Consider the following 26,156-nt stretch of genomic DNA (forward strand, 5'->3'; position numbering starts at 1 on the left):
CTATGCGACAGCTTGAACATCTCTGGATCAATGGCGAATTTACCCGGCCCCAGGGCGAGGACTATTTCGATCTATATAACCCTTCCACCGCCGAGGTAACAGGGCGGATACGTATGGCAAATGCCGATGACGCCGCGCGGGCAATTGCAGCGGCAAAAGCGGTCTTTGTTCACTGGTCGCACACAAGTGTTGAAGAGCGGCTGGCAGTTTTACAGCGAATGCGTGATGCCATGGCCGCCTGTCAGGATGAACTGCTGCATGCCATTATCGAGGAGTACGGTGCCCCGGCGTCACGTTCCGCGTGGATGGCCAGTTATCCGGTGGCGGTGATTGATCAGGTCATACATGATTTACGGCAATTTGAATTTTCCACTGCGGTTGGCAAAGCCCAGGTGAAGATGACACCGCTCGGGGTGGCCGGGCTTATTACACCGTGGAACAGTAACGCCGGGTTTATCTGCGGCAAACTCGCCGCGGCGCTGGCGGCTGGTTGTACGGCGGTGATCAAACCAAGCGAGATGAGCGGGTTACAAACCCATGTGGTGATGAAAGCGCTGCATACGGCCGCGCTACCACCGGGTGTTTGCAATATCGTTACCGGCTTTGGCGCGGTGGTGGGTGAGGCAATAAGCCGTCATCCGGACGTTGCCAAAATTTCGTTTACCGGCTCGACGCAGACCGGTAAGGCGATTTTGCGTAATGCCGCCGAAAGTTTTAAACGTGTGACACTGGAGCTTGGCGGTAAATCTCCAACCTTGATTCTGGACGATGCCGATCTGGCGACAGCGGTACCGCTTGCCATCCAGGCCGGTTTTATGAACAGCGGTCAGGCGTGTATCGCCGGTACGCGAATTCTGGTGCCACAATCGCGCAAAGCCGAGTGTGAAGAGGCGCTGCGCAAAGCGGTTGCGGCGGTGAAATCCGGTGACCCGCTCGACCCGCAAACGGACATTGGCCCGATGGTCAGCGAAAAACAGTGGCAGCGGGTACAGGGATATATACACCTTGGCCTGCAAGAGGGCGCACGTCTGCTGACTGGCGGAGAAGGGCGTCCGGAAAACAGCGGGAAGGGGTGGTTTGTGAAACCGACACTTTTTACCGATGTGGACAACAGTATGCGCATCGCCCGTGAGGAGATTTTTGGCCCGGTATTGTCGATTATTCCCTATCGAGACGATGACGACGCCGTAGCAATCGCTAACGACACGGATTACGGTCTTAGCGCGTTGGTTTTGGGCGCAGATGTGCAGCGCGCACAGCGTATCGCCGGGCGTATCATCTCCGGTCGGGTGCAAATCAATACCCTGGCACACGAAGCCGGGGCACCGTTTGGCGGTTTTAAACACTCAGGGATCGGTCGCGAAATGGGGCGCTGGGGGATAGCGGCGTTTATGGAGCCGAAGGCGGTGGTCAGGTAGCCCAGTAAAAAATGGTTTTTCGCAAGACCGATTTATGAACTGAAAACAAAAAGGATCAGCCAGGGATCCTTTTTGCCAGGATCACCAGCGACCGTAGGGGTAGGTTTTATCTTTGATGAAATCTTTTACGTACTGGTCATATCCATCAGGAATACTGTAATTAAAATCAATCAGTGTAGGCACCTCTTTACATGCATCAAGACTTTCCCCGGACAGGGTGGTGAGTCTTCGTGGCTGAACAAGAAGGTTATCGCCCGCTGCACTACTTCGCAGCCATATCCGGACTTTCCCTTCCGGTGCCAGACCAATCAGCAAGGTCTTGTACCAGGCCGTGTTGCCTAATCGATCTTTCCCGGTTGGTGTCATCATGGTGTTGTAGATAGAGCGGTGAAACACAATCCGTGTCTCGTACGTTTTTTTGTCGATCACTGAGTCCCAGCAGAACAACATCATGGCCGGTGGATGGCGCGCTTTGTTGAAGCGAATACTCCTGCTGCCCGTTCGGTTATTCCAGGTACCGACAACAGCAGGATCGGACTCGGTGTAGTCGAGTGTACTGAACGTGTAAACGACATCTTCGCTGTCAATAATTAACGCACGTGTGGCAAAAGCGGGTAGGGCATGGGGGGTAAAAAAGTCGAACTGCCATTTGCCGTAAGGCATTTCGCCGGTGTCTTCCGGGGTCTGCGGCGAATGTGCCTGACAGCCGTTTAAAGTCATCAGCAGTATCAGGGCTGCGGGGGTTTTACGTGTCATAGATTTCTCCGTCCATGGAACAGTTCGTTATTTCAGCCAGGATCACCAGCGACCGTAGGGGTAGGTTTTATCCTTGATAAACTCGCGGGTTGTTTTGGTGTAACCATAACCCTGAGAATGGTTAGTTATTCCTTTGCAGGCATCCAGTTTATCCCCGGACAGGGTGGTGAGCCTTCGTGGCTCAACGGGAAGGTTATCTCCCGCTGCGCTGTTCTGCAGCCATATCCGGACTTTCCCTTCCGGTGCCAGACCAATCAACAGGGTTTTGTACCAGGCCGTGTTGCCTAAGCGATCTTTCCCGGTTGGTGTCATCATGGTGTCATGGATGGAGCGGTGAAACACAATCCGCGTCTCGTACGTTTTTTTGTCGATAACCGAGTCCCAGCAGAACAACATCATGGCCGGAGGATGGCGCGCTTTGTTGAAATGTGCATGCATCCTGACCCGGTTATTCCAGGTTCCTATGGTCCCGGGATAGCCGGGTACTCTATCAAGCGTGCCGAAGGTATAAACGACATCTTCACTGTCGATAATCAACGCACGTGTGACATCAGCGGGCAAGGCGTGAGGGGTAAAAAAGGCGAACTGCCATTTGCCGTAAGGCATTTCGCCGGTGTCTTCCGGGGTCTGCGGCGAATGTACCTGACAGCCGTTTAAAGTCATCAGCAGTATCAGGGCTGCGGGGGTTTTGCGTGTCATAGATTTCTCCGTCCATGGAACAGTTCGTTATTTCAGCCAGGATCACCAGCGACCGTAGGGGTAGGTTTTATCCTTGATAAACTCGCGGGTTGTTTTGGTGTAACCATAACCCTGAGAATGGTTAGTTATTCCTTTGCAGGCATCCAGTTTATCCCCGGACAGGGTGGTGAGCCTTCGTGGCTCAACGGGAAGGTTATCGCCTGCTGCGCTGTTCTGCAGCCATATCCGGACTTTCCCTTCTGGAGCCAGACCAATCAACAGGGTTTTGTACCAGGCCGTGTTGCCTAAGCGATCTTTCCCGGTTGGCGTCATCATGGTGTCATGGATGGAGCGGTGAAACACAATCCGCGTCTCGTACGTTTTTTTATCAATCACCGAGTCCCAGCAGAACAACATCATGGCCGGCGGATGGCGCGCTTTGTTGAAGCGAATACTTCTGCTGCCCGTTCGGTTATTCCAGGTCCCGACAACAGCAGGATCGGACTCGGTGTAGTCGAGCGTACTGAATGTATAAACGACATCTTCGCTGTCAATAATCAACGCACGCGTGACATCAGCGGGTAGGGCATGGGGGGTAAAAAAGTCGAACTGCCATTTGCCGTAAGGCATTTCGCCGGTTTCTTCCGGCGTCTGCGGTGCACATGCCTGGCAGCCGTTTAAAGCCATCAACAAAATCAGGGCTGCGGGGATTTTTGACATCATGCCTTTTTCCCGTCCATGTTATAAATCGTTCGAATCCAATTTTCATCTGGCCGGTTAACAAAACCAATCAGCTCGGCAGGGGAAGCGCCACCACGAATAACGCCGCTCGAATCAGTGAGAATGGCATTCCAGTGCGCCGAGCAGTGAATATAGTTCGTGGCGATTATATTCAATTCTTTTTCGCTAAATTTTTCCGGCGGTTGGCCGGATCGCACGGCTTTTCCTATTGCGATCGCTTTTTTACAAAGCGGAATCAGCTCAGGAGGAAGATTCAAATTATCGTTTTCTTGAATATCCTCAAATAACACCCCCGCATCCTGCGCTGCATCGAGCATCACTCGTAGCACTACTTTCGACCAGTCGTTTTTGACATTTCGGTGTCGCAACGTTAATGCAGCATAGCTGCGCTTTTGTGGCTCTCCGTAGCGATCAGACGGCATGCGGTCGTCAAACCAGGTCTCTGCAGAAATCTCGCTGGTACGCATGATCGGGGCGATGCAAGGGTAATTATCGAGGATTGCCATTTGTTTTAGGGTTTGATAGTAACCTCTGGTCTCTTCTTCGGGTTGACGGAGCGGCACGGTATCCGTTTGCGGGCGCGTCAAAAAAAGATTTTCCTCCAGTAATGGCAGGTACCCTCCGCCAATGTCCGAGTGTACGCCTGGCAATGCCAGCTCCGGCCATGCGGGTTTTACGCTATTTAGCGCGAAATTGAACCGGCATTCATGTGCCGCCGTGATGTGAAAGACTTTTTCTGCCACGCCGGGACGAAGCGCAATATTTACTGCTCCTGTGTCGGCATTATGGGGATTGAACCCATTTGTCGGAGTGCCAATTGCAGCCACAGTGTCAAAAATGCCAATAAAACGGGTCTTTCCGGCGGGCATCCCCGTAAAGGACATACCTCGCATGCCATCCTGGATAGCGCTAATGATGGCCGGGTCTCGTGCATATACCCGGTTGGCAAAATGTCTGGCTGCTGCTGCGCCACGGCTAAAACCAAAGATATCGAACTGGAGGGACTGGATGATGAACTGAGTATCCGGAATATTATTTTTCAATTCAGCCAGGACTGTCTGAATATGCTCACCAATAACAGCTACGGCTCTGTCTGTCTTGGCAATAACACCCGTGTCGGATATCCCCAATCCCTGGCCGATAGTACTGTCGGGTTTACCCGATTCAGTTCCGATACCCTCAATATAAATGGGATGCTGAATCTCAGTACTTTCTGACGAAAAATATTGTTTATACAACGTCGCTAACCAATGCACGTTGGTGTAATACCCCAAATAACTGGTTGCGCCGATACCTGAAACACCGAATTTATCTCGTGCGCATTTACCCAGAAGCGTTTCGGCTTCCCTGCCTGACATGTGGTAGTGTTCGGCCGTACATGCTTTCATCATGTTTGCGGCATTGACGGCGTTATTGCCTGTACCATCAAAGAAAATGCCAATCGTAAGCGTCACTTCGCGCTTTTCTTCCTGTTTTTCCTGTTCAGGAGCAGGTGCGGCCAAATTTGGCTTATGGGCAGATTGCGCGTGCTGTGTTGGCTCTCGGCCACCTCCGCCTGTTTCATATGTATCGTTGAGCTGAGATGCGATAAATCGAGAACGGCATGGGCAGCTACTCATGCTGTGCAGCGTCCCTGCCATCATTTTGTTGTGAAGAAATGTCTGGGGAACACCCCCTATTATTTTATAAACGCCAGAATATCTGCCGCAGGTTACGCTATCGAACTCTCGTGCCTGCGGTATTCCCATGATGGTATGATCATCTGCCCCCTCAATAATGACGCCGCCACAGGTGGTTTTGTCGCCTCTGACTAAAAAATATCCTATTGCCATCATTATCCTCCCTGATGTTTGATTCCGCCCCTTCGGCAACGCCTGTCAGTAGATTTTCAAATCTGGAAACGTTTCAAAGACGTTGTGCGTATGGTAACCAGGTCTTTGTACTAAACCTAAATTCCAGCCGTATTCCAGGATGATGCTAAGGGTTTTTCTGGGATGTAGTATCAGGAATGTCAGAAGAGAGTTGCGAAGGAATGAAGAAGGGTGACGGTGATTGAGAGACGCCGGTTTCCCGGCGTCACGTTTTCTTAGCGTGGATCTTGCATTTTTAACTGGAAGAAACGCACGGAGTTACGCAATTGTTCGCTTTGCTCAGACATGGAGTGAGCAGCGACAGCGGCCTGTTCCACCAGCGTGGCGTTCTGCTGGGTAACCTGATCCATCTGGTCGATGGCGACGCTGATTTCACGAATCCCCTGATGCTGCTCTGTCGAGGCAGCGGAAATCTCCGCGACAATATCGGTCACTTTATTAACAGAAGTGACGATCTGCTCCATCGCCCGGCTGGCGGTGTCTGCATAACGAGAGCCGTCGGTAATTTTATGGACGGTCCCTTCGATAAGTTGCTTAATTTCTTTCGCGGCGTTGGCACTTTTTTGCGCCAGAGTACGCACTTCACCGGCGACCACGGCAAAACCTTTACCCTGTTCACCGGCGCGGGCGGCTTCAACGGCGGCGTTGAGCGCCAGGATGTTGGTCTGGAAAGCAATCCCTTCAATCACAGAAATGATATCGACGATTTTCTGCGAGCTGTCGGAGATTTCATGCATCCGCTTGAGCATATCGTCCACTTCTTTTCCGCCTTTTACGGCGGTCTGTGACGTTTCGCGCGCCAGTTCGCTGGCCCGGCGGGCGTTGTCGGCGTTGCTTTTTACGTTTTCCGTAATCTGCTGCATGTTAGACGAAGTCTGCACCAGTGAGGCGGCCTGTTCCTCAGTACGTTGAGACAGGTCGTTGTTACCCTGAGAAATTTCACTGGCGGCAAGGGAGATAGCTTCGCTGCCATGAATGATGCCATCGATAATATCGGCCAGCTTGCTATTCATAAACTTGATGGTTGCCAGCAAACTCTGGGTGTCGTTGTCTTTCAGTTTGACGTCGGCTTTCAGATTACCCGAGGCAATTTCATTCATGATCTCCACGGCGTAAGCAGGCTCGCCGCCTAACTGGCGAGAGAGGCTACGGGAGATAACCAGGGCGATGAACCCGGTGGCAATCAGTGCCAGTAGCAACAACCCACAGAAAGTGTAGAGCGCTTTGTCGTAGCCGGACTGCGCAATCGCACCCGCTTCTTCACCGCTGGCCACTTCTTTGTCCACTAGGGTAGCAAGGTCTTTCATCAACTGGGTACGGTATTTAGACGACACCGCGCCGCTGATTTTGGATGCTTCCTCAAGTCTGCCCGCGCTAACGGCCTCGATAACTTTGGCGTTAACGTCGACGAAATTACGGAAGTTGTCGACAACGGTATTAAACAGTGTGCGTGTATCTTCCGGTGCGTCGGCGGAAATTTTAGCAAACTGGCGCTGGGCATTTAAAAATGTCGCCTGGTTTTGCAGCAGTTCGCCACGATGTTGCTCCCGCTCGGCAGGTGTGACGGAACCGATATACTGAATTTGCTGTAAGCGCATTTCTGATAATACGCCACGCATTTCCAGGGTATATCTGACGCCCGGCATGCGATTATCGCGGAATTTATCAATATGGGATTTACTGATGTGCAACTGATAAATGGAGACAATACCAAGTACTAACATCATCGCTATAAGAATGGAAAAGCCAGTGAGCAATTTTGCTAATACAGATGCCTGAGAAAATTTTTTCATAGTGATCATTTTTTAATGAAAAGGTTTTACCTATATCGGTAATAAACGCGAAAATATTGATTATTTTTAATTGATCTTAATCACATATTTTTATTTTATTGCGGTGAAATCTGTGTTGGTTAAAAAACAGGCTCTGGTCGAAACAGTATGAATGTTAAAAGTGTAAATGAAATGAAAAGAATATGTTTATTTAAAAACTGAAATAATGTTTCACTCATAAATAATTTAGCAGTGAAAATAACCGCCCAAGGAATGGTTTCAGTTATTTATTTTGCAAAACTCACTGGCAACTCATCGGCCCATTTTGTCGCTTTATTCATCATCTCGGTCACTGCTGCTTCTGGTAGCCCTATATCCTGCGCCATATCGCTGGCTTCTTCCCACATGCGTTGCTCGTAGAGCATAGCAAGGCAAACATACTGATAAAGCACGCCGTTTTGGTGCTGCAGAGCCATGATCACCTCTTGTGAAACCGCAATTTGCGCCATGAGATCTTCCAGCGGCATTTCGAGGATCACATCCAGTAACGAAAATAGCCCAACCATAAAGGCTTCGTTGGATAACGGGTGAGAGGGGGTTCGGGCCGCAGCCAGTTCGCAGAATTTGGCGCGAATCAGACTTAAATAATAGATTTCGGTAGTCTTGACGGTTTCGAATGAAGTTAAACAGGCGACCAGTACAAAGCGACGCAGTTCATTAATCCCGAGATAAAGCACAATATCTTTCAACGATTGGTTGCGTAAACCTGAAATACCCCTTTTGTTATAAAGGATATTTTGTGCGTAACGCATAATTTTGAAAGACAACGACACATCGCGTTTAAGTAGATCTTCGATGCGATTCAAATCTGGCGATTCGACGTTTACTTCGTGCATGAGCTTTAAGGCAAATGCGCGGTTGTGTAACAATTTGTTTCTTTTATGTACTACGGGTTTGCTGAAAAAATAGCCCTGAAAGAGGTGGAAACCCATTTTTTTATAGGCTTCAAACTCGTCATAACTTTCTACCTTTTCAGCAAGAAAAACTGCATGACGTAGCATCTCGCGCTTATTGCCTATATAAGCAGCAATTTCTTCACGCGTATTTTTCTGAATATCGAATTTAATAATATTAATATAGGGAATAAACGCATCCCATTCGCTACTCAGCGAAAAATCATCCAGGGCAATACGAAAACCCTGGGTTTGCATCCGTTTTACGGTTTCCAGCAAGCGATGGTCGGGGCTGGCGGTTTCGAGAATTTCAATGATGACACGGTCTTTGGGCAGGGTTTCGGCGAGGCCATCCACCAATAATTGATGCGGAAAATTAACGTAAACGGAATTGTTCTCATCTTTGCGGCCCACTGGCGCGCCAAAAAACTGTTCTTCAATCAGTTGCGTGGTTGCCTGTTCCGATGAAACATCAGGGAAACGGTTTACCATGCTATCCCTGAAAAGCAGTTCATAACCGACAGTGTTTAATTTGTTATCAAAAATTGCCTGTCTGGCCACAAAAGAAAACATTCATTACCTCACAAATCCGTACGCCTCACATCATTCTCGATAATACAAGGTACATTAACGCCGCAGGTAAATGAACACGCTTGCTTAGCAAAAACTCCCTTATGATTATTAAAAATATAGGCATAAGTGCGTGATTTAACAATTTGTGAAAGGTAAAGAATTGAGGCCCTGCATGGGGGCAGGGCCAGAAGGGTTAATATGTATCGAAACAGAGCTGCCGTTCGCAACAGGCGTCGCAACTGGGCGAGCGACAAATGATCTCTCCTTCTGTCTGTAAACAGCGCTGCCGATAGAAAAACTTCTTCCAGCGCATATTTTCACTGTTCATCTCCACCAGTTGCGGAAAGCAGTCGGTCATCAGTTCGCGCAATTCCTCACGCGAACTCAGCCCGAGATCCTGCCAGAGATGGTTGAATGCCAGCGACACACTGGCAATGATCTGATGCATCGGATCTGCTCCCGGCAACATATGGCATGCCAGCCAGTCGGCCAGTTGCGTTCGTTCCTCTTTACGGCTGGCGATCAGCTCCGACATCAACGTACGCCGCAAAACCACATCCGACGGCGCGGTATTGTGCGCGCTGAGCGCCAGCCAGTGATCGTCGGAAAGCCCCATCTGCAAGGGGTAACAACCTTCACCCTGCGCATAGAGCTGTACCAGGCGATCAAGCCAGTAGTGCCGCGCGATGAGGGTCATGCCACCCCCTTGTGACAATCGTCTTGTTGCCACTGTTGACGCGCCTTTTCCCACCAGCGCGCAAGCGTCGGGAGGACCGGTTGCCACGCGTCATCAACGCAAGGCTCAATACCCTGTGCCTCCAGTTGCTGCCAGGGACCGTAGCCAATACGTGAGCAAAAAACGGCTTTTACATCCGCCAGCAGCGCCATGATCGCCGCCATACGTGCTTCACTGTCCTGGGGTTCACATTCGTCGCTCCCCTGGCAGTATTTGGGAGTAAAACGCTCATTCACCAGAACAACGCCCGCAGCGGAAAGACTGTATATACGAAAACGATCCGCATGACCAAAATGACAGTCAATCACGTCTCCCCGCGTGGAGGCGACCGCGACCAGGCAGGCATCCGCTTCGTCTGACTCCCCCTGCGTGGCGATACTGGCGTGTAGCCTGGCGCGTTTTTGTAATGTCGGCAGCCAGGGTTGGGGTGCCGTTTCTGTCGGGGTAAACAGAAATTGCTGGCTGCGATCTTCGCCCAGCATACCTATCGCATCCGCGCGGCACTGCTGGCAGTGGGTCATTTGCGGCATCACCTCGCCACACTGCTCGCGAGTGGCGGCAAGCATCGCCGCATCCGGCTCAGGTTGACCGTTGAGGCCAAAAACGGTGCCATGCTCTGGTCGGGCAATCAGCGGCATAATGTTATGAATAAAGGCACCGTATTGCTGCAATGTCCGGCTGACATCCACCAGAGAATGATCGTTGATACCGGGTATCAGCACCGAGTTGATCTTCACGAGCACACCTTTTTCCGTCAGTCTGCGCACCCCTTCAAGCTGGCGGGCCACGAGGATCTTTCCGGCTTCGCGGCCGCTGTAGCGCTCACCGTCCAGCCACAGCCAGGCATAGATTTGCGCGGCGATATCAGGATCGAGGGTGTTAATGGTCACGGTGACGTGGTCAACGCCGACCTCCAGCAACCGGTCAACAGCATCGGGCAGCATCAGACCGTTCGTCGACAGACACAGCTTCAAATCCGGTAGCTGTTCGCGGATCAGTTCCAGTGTTTTGAAGGAGCGACCAATGTTCGCCAGCGGGTCACCGGGACCGGCGATCCCCACCACCGACAGTTGAGGAATTGCCGTCGCGACCTGGCGTACTTTCGCCACTGCCTGTTCGGGGGTCAGCAACGACGAGGAGACGCCGGGGCGGGATTCATTACTGCAATCGAATTTTCGGTTGCAGTAGTTACACTGCAAATTGCAGGCAGGGGCGACCGGCAGGTGCATGCGAGCGAAACGGTGATGACCGCTACGGGAGTAGCAGGGGTGTGATGCCACTTTGTTGGCGATAAAATCAGTTAAGGGTTCACCAGGCGCCTGGCAACCCATGCCAGTAGCGGAAGAGCAGGAAGTCATGATCGCTCCTTAATTTGCGTAGTCATGTCTTCCTGCTGCAAAACCCGTACCGCTCACATAAAATGTAATTACTTGAAAAATATGACGTTATAAAAGCGTTGTTCGTCGTTGTTTGTCGTAAATGTGGCGTTTGGCTGACAATGTGCTGAATGTCACAAAGTGAGCCGTCACATCCTGGGCATGCTGATATCCATAATTTGTATCCGATAGGCGACCTGACGGGGCGTCATACCCAGCAGACGCGCCGCTTTGGCCTGCACCCACCCGGCTTTTTCCAGCGCGGCAATCAGCCGTTGACGTTCATCCAGCGTTTGATCAAGCCAGCTATCCTCTTTTGGCGCGGCGGCGATGGCGAGTTTTGGCGTGTTCTCACGGTGGTTAAAGAGCACCACATCGCGGTCGATCAGGCCGTTTTCTGACATCACTGCCGAACGTTCCAGGCAATTTTCCAGCTCACGCACGTTACCGGGCCAGTTGTAACCCATCAGCAGACGGATGGCGCCATCACTGATGCGCAGCGTACGCCCCTGGTTATGGGCGATTTTGTGCACCAGAAAGTGCGCCAGCTCGGCAATGTCCTCCTGACGTTCACGCAGCGGTGGCAGGGAGATGGGCATTACGTTGAGGCGATAATAGAGATCCTCGCGGAAATTGCCCATCCGCACCTCTTCTTCCAGATTCCGGTTGGTGGCGGCGATGATACGCACATTGACACGCAGGGTTTCGTCGCCGCCAACGCGCTCCATTTCACCCTCCTGCAAAATACGCAGTAGTTTGGCCTGGAACGAGGCGCTGCTTTCGCCAATTTCATCAAGAAACAGTGTGCCGCCATCGGCCAGTTCAAAACGTCCTTTACGCTGGCGAACCGCGCCGGTGAACGCCCCTTTTTCATGGCCGAACAATTCGCTCTCCAATAGCGTATCCGGTAGCGCCGCGCAGTTAAATTTCACAAAGGGCGCGGCGGCGCGAGGGGAGTTGTGATGAATAGCATTGGCGATAAGTTCTTTACCGGTGCCGCTTTCGCCGCGCACCAGTACCGTGGTATCCCAGCGCGAAACCTGGCGGATAATGTCCATTGTCTGCTGCATGGCCGGGCTTTTGCCCACCATATTCTCAAAACCGAAGGGGCGAGGAGTGCCACAGTTGCGCTGGCGTTCGGTCTGGGCAATCGCGGCGCGCGGTGTGGGGGCGGCAGGCGGGGTCATCAGCCGGACTGTCTGTGCGACCAGATTGGCGACGGTTTCCAGAAAGCGCGTACAGGAAGGAAGCCGCTCCTCCAGACGCGCCATCGGCTGCGCGGCGAGCACGCCAATCGTCTGCGCGCCTGGCCCCATTAAGGGGACGGCGATAAACGGCAGGTTGTAATCATAGATGCCAAGCCTGTCGAGAAAGCGTTGATCGTCGGCGACACGCGGCAGCACAAGAGATTGTCCCTGGGACAGTACGGCTCCTACCAGCCCTTCGCCAGGGCGATAGCGAATTTGCGAGCTGCCGGGGATCAGATGTTGGTCTGCCTCCTGCAAGGCTTCAATACTCAGAATTTCCTGCTGGTTGTCATACAGACACAGCATGCCGTGTTGCATAAATGCGTCATTATGCAGAACACACAGCACCTCCTGCAGCGTCTGGCTTATCTCGGTTGCGCGACTCAACACCACGCTGATGCGCTGCATGGCGGTAAATTGCTGTGAGAGATCAAAACGCCAGACGGTGGTGCCCGACTCGGGTCGCTGGGTCATCGTGGGCCTCCGGTCAGTGAATGAAATAACGGGAATCGCAGGGTCAGGCAGGTACCGCCTTCAGGGCGGGTAGTTAGTTCTATTGCGCCGCGATGATGGGCAACCAGGGTTTGAATCAACCGCAGCTCCATCCCTTTGCCGGGGGCGTTCAGGGCATCGGGGGAGTGGGCGTATCGCACATGGATGAGCGGCACATTATCTGTCAGCCAAATGGACAGCCAGCCATCCTCTTCACGGGCGTAAAGCTGGGTATGCAGCGTTCTGTCCGGTAGCGCGGCGGCGAGGGCCAGCGTGCGGTCGAGCCACAAACTGAGACAGGCAAGGATCTGCGTACGCTGACCAAACCCCGCCAGATGCGGAGAGGCCATTTCAACGTGCAGATTTTCGCCATTGTTATAGCGGGTATGGTAAAGGGCGCGCAGGTCGTCAAACAGCGGTTGCAGAGGCCACAGCGCGCTCTCTTCCAGATCGAGAGAAGGGCGGCAGCGTTGCAGGCGGGCCAGCGCCTCTTCCCCCTCGCGCCACGCGGCATCCAGCGCCACGTTATGGTTATCTTCACCGTTGAGACGTCGCGCCGCCGCCAGCATATTGATGGGGCAGTTTAGCTGAACCAGCGCGGCATCCAGCGATTCACGGATCGCGGCCAGCAGCTTTCCGGTGGTCATCTCCTGTTTGAGACGATCGAGACGGCCCTGTTCGGCCTGTTGTTGTTGCTGGGTGCAGTCGGTGATCACCACCAGGGTGCGGGGCAGCGCGGTATCAATAAAGTAGCGGCTGGCTTCTTCGCTTACCCCCGGCAAGGTCCAGCAGGTGACAGAGAGCCAGCGCACGGCACCGCGCAGCACCACAGGCAGTATTTGCCCGGCATAGAGATCGCTTTTGCGCCGGGAGAAATCCAGTTCGGTGAGCAGCTCCTTGCCACCGCAGTCGGCACAGAAGGTTTTGTAGGCGAGGTTGTCCATGACCACCTGGTCCTGCTCGTTGACCACCACCACGGCGGCAGGAATGTTGTTCAGCACCGCCTCGCTCATGGTGGTGTGATTGCGCAATCGCTGTTCGAGCGCATAGCTGGCGCTGATATCACGTTGCATGGCGAGGTAGTGTTCCAGTTCGCCCTGTTTGTTGACGACCGGGGTGATGTCGACCTCAGCCAGATAAAGGCTGCCATCCCGACGGCGATTGATGAGCTGACCGCGCCAGGGCATCTGTTGCAGCAGCGTTTGCCACAGTTCCTGATAAATGCTGCGCGGCGTCTGTTGGCTTGCCAGTATGCGATGGTTCTGGTTGAGCAGCTCTTCCAGGCTATAACCGGTCTGGCGACAAAAGGCCGGATTAGCGTACAGAATCCTCGCGTCCGGGTCGGTCAGCGAAATCGCGATCGGAGCCTGTTCAACCATCGTGGAAAACAGTCCGGGATGTTGAAGTGAGAGGTTGCCCGCAATGATCTGCGGTGCGCTGGTCTCCAGCATCATATTAAAGGTCATCACACGCTCCTGGTTTCAGGCCCGGCTGTGTCGCATTTACAACATTTTGTGTTGTGAAACGCCCGACATCCGCAGCCCTGATTGGGTGTGATTAACCATGCAAAGAGTGCACCTTTCGAACAGGTAACGCGCCGAAACATTGATCCTGATTCGTGTTTTGGCCCTGATTTGGCCCTCACAGGCCTTCAAAGCAGGTCTGGATAGCGGAGAGAGGACGGTGCCTGCACAAAAAAGAGTCATTTTTTCACCCATTTCAGTGCACAGAAGGCCTTAAAAAAACCTGGCACAGCCTTCGCAACAGGAGAAGGGATATCCGCCGTTTGCAGGCGGCCTTATTCTTTCTCAACAGGAGCGCGACATGGCTAACATTGGTATTTTTTTTGGCAGTGACACGGGAAAAACCCGCAAAATCGCCAAACTGATCCAGCAAAAACTGGGGGATGTGGCGGATGCGCCGGTCAATATTAACCGCACGTCGCTGGAGACGTTTTTGTCGTACCCGGTGCTGGTTCTCGGTACGCCAACGCTGGGGGACGGGCAGTTGCCGGGGCTTGCCGCCGGGTGTGAAAGTGAATCCTGGGGGGAGTTTATCGATCAACTGGCTGATGCCAATCTGAGCGGTAAAATTGTTGCCTTATTTGGGCTTGGCGATCAGCAGGGATATCCGGATAACTTTGCCAGCGCGTTGCGCCCCCTCTATGACGCGGTGGTGGGCAGTGGCGCGCAGGTTGTCGGTGAGTGGCCAGGCGACGGGTATGATTTTTCCTTTTCCGCCGCACTTGAGGCCGGGAAGTTTGTCGGGTTGGTGCTGGATCAGGATAATCAGTTTGATTTAACAGAAGAGCGGGTAGCGTCGTGGCTGGAGCAGATTAAGCCGCAGATCCTGTAAGCGGTTTTCTCCCTCTCCCCCGGGGTGAGGTACCCCCACAAAAATGCGAGCACGAACGGTCCCCTCTCCTCTTTGGGGAGAGGGCCAGGGTGAGGGGAAAATGCGGCTCTGATGGCCATCTCGTTCACCTTAAGTTCCTTGCTTTTCTGTCGCGACAGAACCCGTGAACGTGCCAGGGGGGCACAAAGATGTCGCTGTGGTTGTCATGCGGGAAAACGAGTTAGCCGTGGCTAAAAAGGTTGAAGACGTTCACAGTATCTACGGGTTCGGTGCCAGGTAGCCCGGCTAAGCGCAGCGCCAGCCGGGTCAGGGTTCTTAAAAACGCGCAAACTCAGAAACCAGCACACTCAATCCGTCATCCCGGCCATCAACTGCTTTAACCAGGTCTGTTGCCGCTGCTGCTGATGCTGGCGCCATAAAAACGCCCGTGCTTTTTCCAGCGCCTCTGTCTGTGGCAACGCCTGAGGCTCGCGAATACGTTCACACCAGACAAGATGCCAGCCCAGCTCCGTTTCCACCGGCGCGGCGATACCGTTTTCCGGCAAGGCAAACAGGGCGGATTCAAGCGCGGGATACAGCAAACCGCGACTGATCCAGCCTAACTGCCCACCTTCTAAGGCACTCGGACAGTGGGAGTAGCGTTTTGCCAGGCGGGGGAAAACCTCACGTGCGGCCTCAATTTCCCGGTAAAACTGCATCGCCTGGCGTCGCACACTCTCGCTATCGTCATCAACGGTGAGCAGCAGATGGTGGGTTAACCGCTGCTCCGGGCGCCTGAATTTTTCCTGATTACGCTGATACCAGGCGAGCACTGCCAGGTCATCAGGTTTAGGTGCCTGCCCGGTGATCCGCGCAAATTGCAGCTCCATCAGCGCATGATGACGCACCACAGCCAGGCGCTCTTCACCGCTAAGCGCACTCTCAGCGAGTAACTCTGCGAGCGACGATCCAATGCGCTGTAACAGGTCGTCGGTGACCGGTAAATCACGGGCCTGCTGAACGACAGTCTGTTCCAGAAAACGCTGTCGGCGCCACGCCTGTTCAAAGGCCGCTTTTTCACCGGCGGGAATTTCCTGCGGCTCGCAGTTCCAGTGGCTCTTCGCCAGACGCCACCGGCCGAATTGCTCCCAGGCTGTACTCATGCAATCTCCTCCGCTAAGCGCAGGGCGCTGGCGGGTACCTGAAACCAGCGTCCGGAAAAAGTGACAGTGTAACTGTTGCCGTCATGCCCCTGATCGGTAGCTTCGATTTGACCCATTGCGCCGGCGCTGACCACCACCGCGCCATTGACCGAAAGGGGCTGTAAGGCGGTGACAGGATCGCCGAATTGCAGCATCCCGGCATCCCAGGGCTGGCCTGCCGGGATCAGCTCCTGCGCACGGCAGCCAACCACGATGTCACCGTCGAGAAAGTGGATCTGGTAGATAATCTGATCCTGCAAAAACACGCCCCATTCCCGAACAAACCCGGTACTGCCACGCCGAACCAGCAACTGGCCGCGTGTATAGCCGGGCATGGTGCCGTCATTACGAATGGCCCGCGTCACACGCACCTCATCGCCAAAGGTAAAGATCGGAGTCATTGCCCACCTCCGCTAATCTGTTGCTGGTAGCTCTCTGCCAGCAGCCGCCGGGCCAGCAGCCACGGCGCGCGCGTGTCCTCTTCCAGCAGATTATGCAGCGGGACGTTGTCGCGCAGTTTATGGTGAAAGGCTTTCAGCACGAGCAGGCAGCGGCTTCGCAACACGGCGGGCTCATACGGGACGGAAAAAAAATCAAAGAAGGATTCAGCGCTCTCCAGCTCATCGACACCGGGAATCTGATAAAACCACTGCATATTCATCCTCCCACCTGGCGTATCGGCTCACCGCATAACTCATCGTAAATGGCGATCAGTTCATAATCTTTCGGGGTACGCTTCCAGCTCTCCGCAAAGCGGCGAATGGCCGGAAGCAGTACGTCGATTTGCAGCGCATTAAGGGGATACCCCATGCGCGCAAAGACGCCGTCCACCGCCTGGCGGCCAGAGTGTTTTCCCAGTACCAGACGATATTCCCGGCCCATCAGTGCCGGATCAATCGCCTGATAACTCTCTCTGTCCTGCAACAAGGCGGCGACATGCACCCCGGATTCATGGGTAAAGACCTGTTCGCCAACCAGCGGTTGTTGCGCGTCGATAGGCCGCTGGGCGGCCTCGGCGACCTTCTGGCAGAGGGTGGGCAACTGGCTAAAATCGACGCCACTCTCAAGCGCCAGGCAACGGTGCACACCGAGGGCGACCGTCTCCAGTGCGGCATTCCCCGCGCGCTCGCCCAGCCCCAGCACGGTGGTATTCACGCTGGTTGCCCCGGCGCGGATGGCCGCCAGCGTATTGGCAGTGGCCAGCCCCAGGTCGTTATGGGCGTGCATCTCAATGTCACCGTTCCAGTAGCTCCGTAGCGAACGGATAGACGCGTCCGTCGCGAACGGGTCCAGCAGCCCCAGCGTATCGGCAAAACGTAAACGCAGCACGCCTGCCCGCTGTGCGACACTTGCTATCTGGCGTAGCGTGTCGTCATCCGCGCGCGACGCATCTTCACAGCCGACGCAGACCGCCAGCCCCAGCGTGCGCGCCATACCGATAAAACTCTCCAGCCGGTCAAGCAGCACCGCCAGCGGTTCACGTAATTTGTACTGACGCAATTTGTCGGATGCCGGAATCGAAATATCCACCCAGTCCATGCCCAGATCGGCGCTCTGGCGGATGTCCCCGGCGTTCATGCGACACCAGGACATCAGTGTCGCATCCGGTAAATGGCGACGGACAAGCTGGATACGGGTACGCTCTTCGTCACCCATTGCCGGTGTTCCCACCTCAAGCGCCGTAACGCCTGCGGCAAACAGCGCCTCGGCGATGGCCACTTTCTCACTGGCGCGAAATGCCACCCCAGGACTTTGTTCGCCGTCGCGCAGCGTTGTGTCGTTAATCAGCACACTGGCCATAGCCGCCTCCGTTTAACCGTAAACCGGCGCAAATGAGGACGTCGCCGGGAGCGGTTTACCGTCCTGCCAGTAAGGGGAGAGCATCCGCAGCCGGGCGATAATCGGCGGCAACGTGGCGATGACGTAATCAATCTCTTTTTCCCGCGTGTAGCGCGACAGGGAGAAGCGAATGCTGCCATGAGCGGCGGTATAGGGAATGTTCATTGCGCGCATCACATGCGACGGTTCAAGAGAGCCTGACGTGCAGGCACTGCCGCTGGACGCGGCGATCCCCGCCTGGTTGAGCAGTAACAAAATGGCTTCGCCTTCAATAAACTCGAACGCCAGATTCGCGGTCCCCGGCACCCGTGGCTGTTTGCCGCCCATGACCATCACCGACGGCACGCTATTGACCAGTTCGTCCTGCAAATAGTCGCGGAGCCGGGCAATTTCGCCCATACCGGGCAGATGAACCTGTGCCAGTTCACACGCACTGCCCATGCCGACAATCCCGGCAATATTTTCCGTACCGGCGCGCCGTCCACGCTCCTGATGGCCGCCACGCAGCAGCGGACGAAAGCGCGTGCCGCGACGCAAATAGAGGCAGCCGACGCCTTTCGGGCCGTGCAGTTTATGCGCGGAACAGGAGAGCATGTCGATAGCGGTTTTACCGACCGCCAGCGGAATTTTCCCTACCGCCTGAACCGCGTCACAGTGGAACAGCGCGCCGTATTCATGGGCCAGCTCCGCCATCTCTGCCACCGGGAAAATCACCCCGGTTTCGTTGTTGGCCCACATCACGCTGACCACCGCCACCCGGTGGCTGAGCGCCTGGCGGTACTGCGCCATATCGAGCGCACCCTCGGCATTGACCGCAATACGGTGGATCAGATAACCCTGGCGCTCCAGATGTTCGCAGACCGCCAGTGTCGCCGGGTGTTCCACCGTGGTGGTGATGATTTCACGGCGTTCCGGCAGCAGTTCAATGCAGGCATGCAGCGCCGTCGAGGTCGCTTCCGTGGCGCAGGAGGTAAAAATGATTTCACTGGCGTGATCGGCGCCAAGCAGGGCGGCGACCTGTTGATGCGCACGCTCCAGCGCCCCGCGCGAGGGCAGACCAAAGTCATGAATCGAAGAAGGGTTGCCGTAGTGTTCGGTCAAAAACGGCATCATCGCCTCCAGCACCATCGGGTCGATACGGGTGGTGGCGTTATTATCCAGATAAACCTGTTTCATCTTTATTCCCCCATAACGGATAGTGAGGTGTGGCTTACGCCGCCACGACTTCCATAAAACAGCCGGTACGTTCCATTAATTTCTGCTGTAGCCAGGCCAGCGTCATATCGGTCATCATGCAGCCGCTACAGCTACCGGAAAGGCTGACGGTCACTTTGTGATTCGCGACATTAATCAGCGACATATCCCCGCCGTCGGCCTGGATGTGCGGGCGCAGTTCGGTAATGGCGTCGATCACCTCTTGCCAGTGCGGATCTTTTGTCGCCTCCACAGCGACAGCCGGAGCCGCCTGCTGCTCGGCCAGGATATCTGCCAGCGCCAGTTCGATACTTTCGTGGCAGGATGTGCAGCCGCCGCCCGCTTTGGTGTAGTTGATCACCTCTTCAAGGGTGGTCAGCCCGTTGGTCAATACCGCGCGGCGAATCTGGCCTTCGTCTACGCCAAAGCATTTGCAGATAAGTTTGCCTTCCTCATGATCGTCATCGAGGGTTTCGCCCCGGTAGTTGGCGATTGCCGCACGCAGCGCTTCCTGGCCCATCACTGAGCAGTGCATTTTTTGCGGCGGCAGCCCGTCGAGATAGTCGGCGATTTGCTGGTTGGTCACTTGTTCCGCTTCTTGCAGCGTGCGGCCAATGATCAGTTCCGTTAATGCCGACGAAGAGGCGATGGCGCTACCGCAGCCAAAGGTCTGAAAACCGGCCTCCAGAATGGTTTCGCTTTGCGGATCGACCCGCAGCATCAGGCGCAGGGCGTCGCCACAGCTTATCGAACCCACATCGCCAATCGCATTGGCCTCTGCCACCACCCGGGCATTACGGGGATTAAAAAAATGATCTTTCACTTTCTCGGAATAGTTCCACATGCTCTCAGCTCCCAGGATTATGACGGACAGCGCAGGGCGCAATTCACCGCGTTAATCAACAGCGGGTATAAAGATTAAGCAAAAGCAGTACCAGAGCGTAAAATTGATGTTTTTCAGTGGGTTAATAATTCCTCCTCACATAAGCCCACGCGCAATGTCGTGGTTTATGTGAGGTTTGTCGCAGAAACGACACAATCTTTAGCGTTCATCGTCGTCCTGCCACTGACTTTCCAGCAGCAGTTGCGAAAAGCGATTGGGATCGCGAAGCCGCGTGCTTTTGCGCTGTTCTTTGTCATACCAGTAGTGCTGAATTTCCTGTAGCAGGCCGATAATCGGCGTGTCTTCGGGCACGCGAACGGCGCGCACGCCTATTTGCAGCAGTTGCCGAAATACCGTTTCGCCAATCGCCACACAGTAAAGGGTGACGCAATCTTCCAGCGCGCTGATGCGGCTGGTTATCTTCTCGGTTTGATGGCCAGCCAGTACGGTAAAATCCACGACCCGCAGCAAGGTGACATCATCTTCTTTGACGCCATACACCACCAGGCGTGGCGTAGCACCAAAGTGCTGATCCACGTGATGATAATCGGAACTGGCGAAGGCGACTTTCATCGACCATTCACCGGAACAGATAGTGCTGAACTGGCGATTAACATGTTGCATAGCGACCTCCGTCAGCGTCCTGGGCAAATTGCTGGCGCAGGGGGGAGCGGTAGACGGGCAGGTGGTGATGACGTTCGCGCATCAGGTTCGCCAGCTCAAACAGTGTGTCGCGAATGCCGGGGTATCCCTGACGCACGCGACGAAATTCGCCAAGCCTGTCGAAGATAGGAAACCCGGCGCGGATAAGCGGGATGGAGAATTGTTCGGCCAGGTCTGCGGCATGGGAGTTGGCGACCAGCAGGTCAGCAGGCATAACGCAGAGTAAATCCTGCATGTCTTCCAGATCGCCAATGACCACTTTCTCCACGGGAAGCTGTTGCAGGCCCGGCTGGCTGACCGGCGCCACAACGGGGCCGGGGAGCATGCCCTGGCTACGGGCGAAATCACACCAGCCCGCCAGCAGATCGCCCTCGGCGGCCAGCGCGAGCCGGGTATCCTGCAACCACATATGACAATCGATCATCGCATCCTGCAATTGTCCGCGCTGGCGCTCAATCCAGGCGGGAACCTCGCGCCCGGAAATGATCTTCAGTTGATGAATAAAACGGTCGCAATGTTCCATGGTCATCAGATGGGGAAGCACGATCACCTCGCCACGGCTACGCTGTGCCAGCAGCGATGCCGCACGGGACAGCGACACGCCAATAGCAAACGTGCACAGGCTCTGTCCCATCTGTTCGATAACACGCAGGGGCGTCCCCCCCTGGGTGACCGGCGAAAAATCGCCGCTTGCCAGGTGACCATCCAGCGACTGCGAAAGATCCGGCACGATCACCGGTTGCAGGCCAAAAGCCTCCACGTAGCTGCGCAGTAATTCAACATCACCGGGCGTCAGCAGGTGACTTAACAACAAGTTGACCCGCCGGTTACGCAGGCCGTGCTGAGGCTTTTCCGGTACCCACTGTTCGATGACACTTTCCACCACCGCACTAAAGCCGTTCTCCAGCGTGCCGTAAAAATCCGGCGTGTTGACCGTCAGGAGGGCGATATTTTTGTGGCGGGGAAAATCCTCACGGAACTGACGTACCACGCGGCTGATATCGCTGCCCTGCGCCTCAGACAGGCCGGTACTCAACAGAACGATGGCTTTCGGGGTGTTGCGCTGGCACAGCGTATTGAGCGCGGTAAGGATATTGCCGTCCGCCCCCATGACCGTTGAGGTGGGGTCCATCGCCGTGGATTGCAACGGAATAGGGTCATGAAAATGTTGGATAAAAAACACTTTGGCGAACGCGCTGCATCCCTGCGCACCGTGCACCAGTGGAATACTGTGCTCAAAGCCGAGGCTCGCCAGAATGGCGCCTAACGGCTGGCCGCTTTTTACCGGGCTTACCGCCAGCGGTTTCTGATTACGGATGATATCTGCCATCTTTCACTCCTTATTGCCACGGCGCGCGGGCGTGTGTTTGCGGCCAGACGGGGCTTTCAATAGTCTGGCAAAGCTGTTGGGCGAGGGTGACGATGCCGCGATAACCCGCAAAAGCGTGTTCGCGCTCCTGGTTGATATCCAGAAACGGCAGCCGCGCTTTGTACGCGGTATACATGTTACGCCCCCCGGCGATCATCAAATCCGCCTGGTAGCGGTACACCACATCCAGCAGGGTGCGGGCATTGCCTTCTTCCAGCATTAGCGCGTCATCGCCCATTAATTCGCGAATACGCTGCTTATCTTCTTCGGTAGATTTGCGGGTGCCCGTCGCCACGACGGTCATCCCTAAATCCTGCAATGCGGAGACCACCGACCAGGATTTCACCCCACCGGTATAGAGCAGCACTTTGCGACCCTGTAGCCGTTCGCGCCACGGGGCCAGCGCCTGATTTGCCGTGGCTTCTTCGCGGGCAATAACGGCTTCGGTGCGGGCAATCAGATCGCTGTCGCCAAGCAGGGATGCCAGTTGACGCAGGGCATCGGAGGTGGCGCGCACGCCGTAAAAACTGCCCTCAAACCAGGGGGTGCCATAGCGCTGTTCCAGGGTGCGGGCAACATTGATCAGCGCTCTTGAGCAGACCAGCATATTGACCTGTGCGTGGTGCAGGGTCTGGATTTCACTAAAACGGCCATCTCCGGAAAGGCTGCCCAGCACGCGAATACCCAGCTCATCGAGCAGCGGCTGAACGTGCCAGAACTCCCCGGCGATATTAAATTCGCCAATCAGGCCGATATCGTGGCGGTGTTCCGGCGCGAAGGTGGTATCGTCCGGCCAGGGGGCAGGCGCGCGCCGTCCAATGACCTTGTTAACCATCACTTCACCCGCGAGACGGTTGCCAAGGTTTTTGCTGCCATAGAACCCGGCGGCATCAACGGCAATCACTGGCACGCCGGTGGCGGTTTCCGCCGCCTGACAGACGGCGTCAATATCATCACCCTCCATCGCCGGAACGCAGGTGTTATAGATAAACACGGCGGCAGGGTGATAACGGTTGACGATGTGGCGCACCGCGTGGAAAAGCCGCCGTTCGCCGCGCCCCATAATGACATCCTGTTCGTTCAGGTCGGTAGTAAAGCCGAGCCGGTTGAGACTGGGGCCGGAGCTCATACTGCCCCGGTTATCCCAGGAGCTTCCCGTGCAGCCAATCGGTCCGTGGACCAGGTGCGCCACATCCGACAGCGGCAGCAGGGTGATTTGCGCGCCGTCGAACGCGCAACCGCCCGCCGTGGCACCGGGTTTAGGGGCGCTACAGCCGGATTTCTGTTTGTGATTGTGTTCGCAGGCGGGTTCATCCAGCAGCGCGAGAATGTCATTTCCCTTCATAGTGACCTCATTGACTTGGTGGGCTGTGCCCAATGTTGCAATTCGCAAGCCAGGAATGAGTTATTGATTTTTAAAGGGAATACTCTGTCAGGTTTACGACAAAGCAGACAATTGGCGTATTGAGGACAACGGGGAAAGGCCCCCTGCATCCGCAGGTCAGACGCAGGGGATCGCCGGTTAAAATACCCGCTCTTCCAGCGGGTTGGCTTTCTCAAGACGTTTTGCCAGCCACGGTGGCAGACGTCCGCTCAGCAGTGCGGTAATGGCATCGCACTGGGCGGCAATGGACATCCCTGGCGACACTTTCATCGGGTGGATATTGTGACGAATCAGCCGGGCCGCCGCAGGGCCGCCAATGGCTTCACAAAACAGCAGGTGGCAATCACTCAGGAGCTGCGCGCGAACTTCATTCGGCTCCTGGGTTTGCGGAGCCGAGGGAAGACGGCGTAACGCGTGCAGCCATCCGCCCTGTTCATCGAAGGCGTAGATAAAAAACAGCCGCCCCTGACCAAAATGACCATTGATCAGCAATCCATCCTGTGAACAAAAGGCTACCCGTAATTGCCCCTGACGAGCGGTGCTTTTTACCTGCAGGTGCGCGGGCAGCGTACCGTGCAGGCACGCGTTAACGCGGCTCCAGCGTGCGGGCGACATCATCGCCGTTTCAGACGGGAAGGTCGCTTCCAGTTCGCGGGTATTGAGCTTATCGAGGTACGCCGGGGTTAAGGCGTCGTCGCGTTCTCCTGTCAGCCAGGCCAGGATCTGCGCGGGTTGCAGTTCCGGCAGACACTGAAATAGCGCCAGCATGCGCCAGAAAAGGACATCGTTATCGTTCATCTGACCTCCTTCACAAAAGTGCGCCGCGCGTGGCGCGCAGGCTGATGGGGAAGGTGGGGCGTCCAGGTTGCAGGCTGACGATATACTGGCGTCCCCCCTCCAGAGAAATAGCGCCACCCCAGTTATCCGGGGTGTCATGTTCAATCGCGATGACTTTTGCCTCAAGATCCTGTTTGGCGATGTAACACCACAGATCCGGCCCGCGCTCACGAAATATCACTATTGGCATCGTTTCCCCCTTGCTGCCCCGCACAAGGCGGGGCGCATTATGGTTAGCGGACAAGGTCGAAGCTGTAGTCCGTTTTGCCCAGTTTGATGGTATCGCGGTCGACTTTTTCCAGCACGGCGTTGACCAGGGTGGTGACGATATTCATCGCCCCTTCATAACCCCATGTGGTCTGGCGATGCAGGTGGTGGCGGTCGAACAACGGGAAGCCAAGACGGATCAGCGGAACTTCAAACTGTTCGCCTTTCGCCAGCGTGTCACGCTGGATGAATTTGGCGTACGAGTTGCCGATCATAAAGTCCGGTTTGCGGGTAAACATCAGCGAGCGGAAATGCCACAGATCGCAGTTGATGAACACTTCGCTCTCCTGACCGTAGGGCGATGCCTCAAGCATTTTCTTCATCGCTTTCTGCCAGCGCTTGCTACCGTTATGACAGAGGATAACCGTCGGTTCGCAGCCCAGTTCCAGCAGGAAACGCGTAAGCCCCATCACAAAATCCGGATCGCCGTAGAGACCGAATTTCTTACCGTGCAGCCAGGTGTGTGAATCGAGAATCATGTCCACCAGGCGCCCACGCTCCAGCGTCAGTTCATCGGCCACCGGTTTGCCGGTTAACTGACTAACCGCCATCAGCAATTCGTCGGTCCCGGTCAGTCCCATTGGGATGGACACTTCTGTGGCGGGCTGGCCCCAGGACTCCTGCACCACTTTTTTGCTCTTCACCAGATGCCAGGGTTGCAGCAGCAGGGTGTCGATAGCATCGGGGGCGTCGCGCATCTCTTGTTGCGTTGTGCCGCCCGCATACATGCGATAGTGGCCGTCGGCTGGCGTATCTAACACCTCAGACGGGTCAGACAGCAGGCTACAGGGCACCCCCATCTGGGCCATCATGCGTTTGAGCACGCGGTAATTGCCAAGATAGGTTTCAAAACCGGTCACCAGGTTTAGCTTCGCCAGTTTGCCCGGTTGCGCCACGTGATCGGCGGTAAATGCCCGGGCGAAACCTTCAAACATGTTGTCCCAGCCGGTGATGTGGCTACCGATAAAACTTGGCGTATGGGCGTAGGGCACCGGAATGGCGGCATCGATAAACCCGTCCTTTTTGGCGTTGGCGATAAAGGCCTGCAGGTCATCGCCGATGACCTCCGCCATACAGGTAGTGGAGACGGCGACAATTTCCGGTTTGTACAGGGCGCTGGCATTTTGCAACCCGGTGTTAAGGTTGTTGTTGCCGCCGAAGACCGCCGCATCCTCTGTCATAGAGTCGGAAACGCAAGCGATCGGCTCTTTGAAATGACGGTTAAAATAGGTGCGGAAATAGGCCACACAGCCCTGGGAACCGTGCACATAAGGCAGCGTATTGGCAAAACCCAGCGAGCAGAGTACCGATCCTAAAGGCTGGCAGGCCTTTGCCGGATCGACGGTTAACGCTTCACGCTTAAAGTTCAGCGCTTCGTACTCCGCCGTGGTGGTCCATTCAAAAACCTCTTGCACGCGCTGCGGGTCGTGCGCCTCTTCCAGACCGCGCTTATTGCGAAACAGTGTCTGGTATTCGTCCTGTTCAAACAGCGGATGACAGGTGACAATTTTCTCAGCAGTTTGGCTCATGATGTTCTCCTCCCGCGCCACAAATCGGTGAACAAACGGGAT

Annotated in this window: 24 protein-coding genes; 2 read left to right on the forward strand and 22 right to left on the reverse strand. The window is 55.1% G+C overall.

Going from position 1 to position 26,156, the window contains the following annotated elements; genetic code table 11:
* The first annotated feature begins 2 nt into the window (after positions 1–2).
* Positions 3–1,418 (forward strand): aldehyde dehydrogenase family protein, encoded by a 1,416-nt coding sequence (locus tag C5523_RS12895; protein ID WP_108701246.1) that lies wholly within the window; start codon positions 3–5, stop codon positions 1,416–1,418.
* 81 nt (positions 1,419–1,499) lie between these two features.
* On the opposite strand, the gene C5523_RS12900 is transcribed toward C5523_RS12895, so the two are convergent.
* From C5523_RS12900 to nifL, 10 genes are all read right to left on the reverse strand, one after another.
* Positions 1,500–2,174 carry a DUF2931 family protein gene (locus C5523_RS12900; RefSeq protein WP_108701247.1) on the reverse strand — a complete coding sequence of 225 codons (675 nt, stop codon included), beginning with the start codon at positions 2,172–2,174 and terminating at the stop codon, positions 1,500–1,502.
* A 42-nt stretch (positions 2,175–2,216) separates the two neighbouring features.
* On the reverse strand, positions 2,217–2,873 hold the full coding sequence (locus C5523_RS12905) for a DUF2931 family protein (RefSeq protein ID WP_108701248.1): 657 nt from the start codon (positions 2,871–2,873) through the stop codon (positions 2,217–2,219).
* Between the two features lie 42 nt (positions 2,874–2,915).
* The gene (locus tag C5523_RS12910) at positions 2,916–3,575 is read right to left on the reverse strand and encodes a DUF2931 family protein (RefSeq protein WP_369944896.1); all 660 of its coding nucleotides are present in this window, start codon (positions 3,573–3,575) and stop codon (positions 2,916–2,918) included.
* Positions 3,572–5,425, reverse strand: a complete 1,854-nt coding sequence (locus tag C5523_RS12915; protein WP_108702322.1) for a phospholipase effector Tle1 domain-containing protein — start codon at positions 5,423–5,425, stop codon at positions 3,572–3,574. The genes C5523_RS12910 and C5523_RS12915 overlap by 4 nt, the downstream gene beginning before the upstream one ends.
* Before the next feature lie 254 nt (positions 5,426–5,679).
* Entirely contained in the window at positions 5,680–7,257 is a 1,578-nt protein-coding gene (locus C5523_RS12920; RefSeq protein ID WP_039078951.1) for a methyl-accepting chemotaxis protein, read from the reverse strand.
* Positions 7,258–7,523: 266 nt separating this feature from the next.
* Positions 7,524–8,762, reverse strand: coding sequence for an EAL and HDOD domain-containing protein (locus C5523_RS12925; protein ID WP_039078952.1), 1,239 nt, complete (start codon positions 8,760–8,762; stop codon positions 7,524–7,526).
* A 193-nt stretch (positions 8,763–8,955) separates the two neighbouring features.
* Positions 8,956–9,459, reverse strand: coding sequence for a nitrogen fixation protein NifQ (locus tag C5523_RS12930; RefSeq protein ID WP_108701249.1), 504 nt, complete (start codon positions 9,457–9,459; stop codon positions 8,956–8,958).
* Positions 9,456–10,856, reverse strand: a complete 1,401-nt coding sequence (gene nifB, locus C5523_RS12935) for a nitrogenase cofactor biosynthesis protein NifB (RefSeq protein ID WP_108701250.1) — start codon at positions 10,854–10,856, stop codon at positions 9,456–9,458. The genes C5523_RS12930 and nifB overlap by 4 nt, the downstream gene beginning before the upstream one ends.
* Before the next feature lie 167 nt (positions 10,857–11,023).
* The gene (gene nifA / locus C5523_RS12940; RefSeq protein ID WP_108701251.1) at positions 11,024–12,595 is read right to left on the reverse strand and encodes a nif-specific transcriptional activator NifA; all 1,572 of its coding nucleotides are present in this window, start codon (positions 12,593–12,595) and stop codon (positions 11,024–11,026) included.
* On the reverse strand, positions 12,592–14,079 hold the full coding sequence (gene nifL / locus C5523_RS12945) for a nitrogen fixation negative regulator NifL (protein ID WP_079497364.1): 1,488 nt from the start codon (positions 14,077–14,079) through the stop codon (positions 12,592–12,594). Before nifL ends, nifA begins: the two co-directional genes overlap by 4 nt.
* A gap of 358 nt (positions 14,080–14,437) precedes the next feature.
* Between nifL and C5523_RS12950 the strand changes: the two genes are divergently transcribed.
* Positions 14,438–14,968, forward strand: coding sequence for a flavodoxin (locus C5523_RS12950; protein WP_079497365.1), 531 nt, complete (start codon positions 14,438–14,440; stop codon positions 14,966–14,968).
* 347 nt (positions 14,969–15,315) lie between these two features.
* Here the strand turns inward: C5523_RS12950 and nifM are convergent, their stop codons facing one another.
* From nifM to nifK, 12 genes are all read right to left on the reverse strand, one after another.
* The gene (gene nifM / locus C5523_RS12955) at positions 15,316–16,110 is read right to left on the reverse strand and encodes a nitrogen fixation protein NifM (RefSeq protein WP_108701252.1); all 795 of its coding nucleotides are present in this window, start codon (positions 16,108–16,110) and stop codon (positions 15,316–15,318) included.
* Positions 16,107–16,550, reverse strand: coding sequence for a nitrogen fixation protein NifZ (locus C5523_RS12960; protein WP_108701253.1), 444 nt, complete (start codon positions 16,548–16,550; stop codon positions 16,107–16,109). The genes nifM and C5523_RS12960 overlap by 4 nt, the downstream gene beginning before the upstream one ends.
* Positions 16,547–16,804, reverse strand: a complete 258-nt coding sequence (locus C5523_RS12965; protein WP_039079146.1) for a nitrogenase-stabilizing/protective protein NifW — start codon at positions 16,802–16,804, stop codon at positions 16,547–16,549. Before C5523_RS12965 ends, C5523_RS12960 begins: the two co-directional genes overlap by 4 nt.
* Positions 16,805–16,806: 2 nt before the next feature.
* Entirely contained in the window at positions 16,807–17,949 is a 1,143-nt protein-coding gene (gene nifV, locus C5523_RS12970; RefSeq protein WP_108701254.1) for a homocitrate synthase, read from the reverse strand.
* A gap of 12 nt (positions 17,950–17,961) precedes the next feature.
* Positions 17,962–19,164, reverse strand: a complete 1,203-nt coding sequence (gene nifS / locus C5523_RS12975; protein WP_108701255.1) for a cysteine desulfurase NifS — start codon at positions 19,162–19,164, stop codon at positions 17,962–17,964.
* A 34-nt stretch (positions 19,165–19,198) separates the two neighbouring features.
* Positions 19,199–20,026 (reverse strand): Fe-S cluster assembly protein NifU, encoded by an 828-nt coding sequence (nifU, locus tag C5523_RS12980; protein ID WP_039078962.1) that lies wholly within the window; start codon positions 20,024–20,026, stop codon positions 19,199–19,201.
* A 198-nt stretch (positions 20,027–20,224) separates the two neighbouring features.
* Positions 20,225–20,689 (reverse strand): NifB/NifX family molybdenum-iron cluster-binding protein, encoded by a 465-nt coding sequence (locus C5523_RS12985; protein ID WP_108701256.1) that lies wholly within the window; start codon positions 20,687–20,689, stop codon positions 20,225–20,227.
* Positions 20,676–22,058 (reverse strand): nitrogenase iron-molybdenum cofactor biosynthesis protein NifN, encoded by a 1,383-nt coding sequence (gene nifN, locus C5523_RS12990; protein ID WP_108701257.1) that lies wholly within the window; start codon positions 22,056–22,058, stop codon positions 20,676–20,678. The genes C5523_RS12985 and nifN overlap by 14 nt, the downstream gene beginning before the upstream one ends.
* Positions 22,059–22,068: 10 nt before the next feature.
* A complete protein-coding gene (gene nifE / locus C5523_RS12995) occupies positions 22,069–23,442 on the reverse strand; it encodes a nitrogenase iron-molybdenum cofactor biosynthesis protein NifE (protein ID WP_108701258.1) in 1,374 nt (457 codons plus the stop codon).
* 177 nt (positions 23,443–23,619) lie between these two features.
* Complete coding sequence (locus tag C5523_RS13000; protein WP_071194242.1) at positions 23,620–24,279, reverse strand: NifB/NifX family molybdenum-iron cluster-binding protein; 660 nt, start codon at positions 24,277–24,279, stop codon at positions 23,620–23,622.
* 10 nt (positions 24,280–24,289) lie between these two features.
* Entirely contained in the window at positions 24,290–24,508 is a 219-nt protein-coding gene (gene nifT, locus C5523_RS13005) for a putative nitrogen fixation protein NifT (protein ID WP_039078967.1), read from the reverse strand.
* A gap of 43 nt (positions 24,509–24,551) precedes the next feature.
* The gene (gene nifK / locus C5523_RS13010) at positions 24,552–26,114 is read right to left on the reverse strand and encodes a nitrogenase molybdenum-iron protein subunit beta (protein WP_108701259.1); all 1,563 of its coding nucleotides are present in this window, start codon (positions 26,112–26,114) and stop codon (positions 24,552–24,554) included.
* Between the last annotated feature and the right edge of the window lie 42 nt (positions 26,115–26,156).

Origin of the sequence: Phytobacter sp. SCO41 (assembly GCF_003073275.1) — a bacterium.
In the GTDB taxonomy this organism is placed as follows: domain Bacteria; phylum Pseudomonadota; class Gammaproteobacteria; order Enterobacterales; family Enterobacteriaceae; genus Phytobacter; species Phytobacter diazotrophicus.

Coding starts and splice junctions, on each gene's coding strand:
- C5523_RS12965 (WP_039079146.1), bottom strand. CDS start 16,804: ATGCAGTGGTTTTATCAGATTCCCGGTGTCGATGAGCTGGAGAGCGCT.
- C5523_RS12915 (WP_108702322.1), bottom strand. CDS start 5,425: ATGGCAATAGGATATTTTTTAGTCAGAGGCGACAAAACCACCTGTGGC.
- nifU (WP_039078962.1), bottom strand. CDS start 20,026: ATGTGGAACTATTCCGAGAAAGTGAAAGATCATTTTTTTAATCCCCGT.
- nifN (WP_108701257.1), bottom strand. CDS start 22,058: ATGGCAGATATCATCCGTAATCAGAAACCGCTGGCGGTAAGCCCGGTA.
- C5523_RS12905 (WP_108701248.1), bottom strand. CDS start 2,873: ATGACACGCAAAACCCCCGCAGCCCTGATACTGCTGATGACTTTAAAC.
- C5523_RS12920 (WP_039078951.1), bottom strand. CDS start 7,257: ATGAAAAAATTTTCTCAGGCATCTGTATTAGCAAAATTGCTCACTGGC.
- C5523_RS12930 (WP_108701249.1), bottom strand. CDS start 9,459: ATGACCCTCATCGCGCGGCACTACTGGCTTGATCGCCTGGTACAGCTC.
- C5523_RS12895 (WP_108701246.1), top strand. CDS start 3: ATGCGACAGCTTGAACATCTCTGGATCAATGGCGAATTTACCCGGCCC.
- nifK (WP_108701259.1), bottom strand. CDS start 26,114: ATGAGCCAAACTGCTGAGAAAATTGTCACCTGTCATCCGCTGTTTGAA.
- nifA (WP_108701251.1), bottom strand. CDS start 12,595: ATGACCCAGCGACCCGAGTCGGGCACCACCGTCTGGCGTTTTGATCTC.
- C5523_RS12910 (WP_369944896.1), bottom strand. CDS start 3,575: ATGATGTCAAAAATCCCCGCAGCCCTGATTTTGTTGATGGCTTTAAAC.
- nifM (WP_108701252.1), bottom strand. CDS start 16,110: ATGAGTACAGCCTGGGAGCAATTCGGCCGGTGGCGTCTGGCGAAGAGC.
- nifT (WP_039078967.1), bottom strand. CDS start 24,508: ATGCCAATAGTGATATTTCGTGAGCGCGGGCCGGATCTGTGGTGTTAC.
- C5523_RS12925 (WP_039078952.1), bottom strand. CDS start 8,762: ATGTTTTCTTTTGTGGCCAGACAGGCAATTTTTGATAACAAATTAAAC.
- C5523_RS12985 (WP_108701256.1), bottom strand. CDS start 20,689: ATGCAACATGTTAATCGCCAGTTCAGCACTATCTGTTCCGGTGAATGG.
- nifL (WP_079497364.1), bottom strand. CDS start 14,079: ATGACCTTTAATATGATGCTGGAGACCAGCGCACCGCAGATCATTGCG.
- nifE (WP_108701258.1), bottom strand. CDS start 23,442: ATGAAGGGAAATGACATTCTCGCGCTGCTGGATGAACCCGCCTGCGAA.
- C5523_RS12900 (WP_108701247.1), bottom strand. CDS start 2,174: ATGACACGTAAAACCCCCGCAGCCCTGATACTGCTGATGACTTTAAAC.
- C5523_RS12960 (WP_108701253.1), bottom strand. CDS start 16,550: ATGACTCCGATCTTTACCTTTGGCGATGAGGTGCGTGTGACGCGGGCC.
- C5523_RS13000 (WP_071194242.1), bottom strand. CDS start 24,279: ATGAACGATAACGATGTCCTTTTCTGGCGCATGCTGGCGCTATTTCAG.
- nifB (WP_108701250.1), bottom strand. CDS start 10,856: ATGACTTCCTGCTCTTCCGCTACTGGCATGGGTTGCCAGGCGCCTGGT.
- nifS (WP_108701255.1), bottom strand. CDS start 19,164: ATGAAACAGGTTTATCTGGATAATAACGCCACCACCCGTATCGACCCG.
- C5523_RS12950 (WP_079497365.1), top strand. CDS start 14,438: ATGGCTAACATTGGTATTTTTTTTGGCAGTGACACGGGAAAAACCCGC.
- nifV (WP_108701254.1), bottom strand. CDS start 17,949: ATGGCCAGTGTGCTGATTAACGACACAACGCTGCGCGACGGCGAACAA.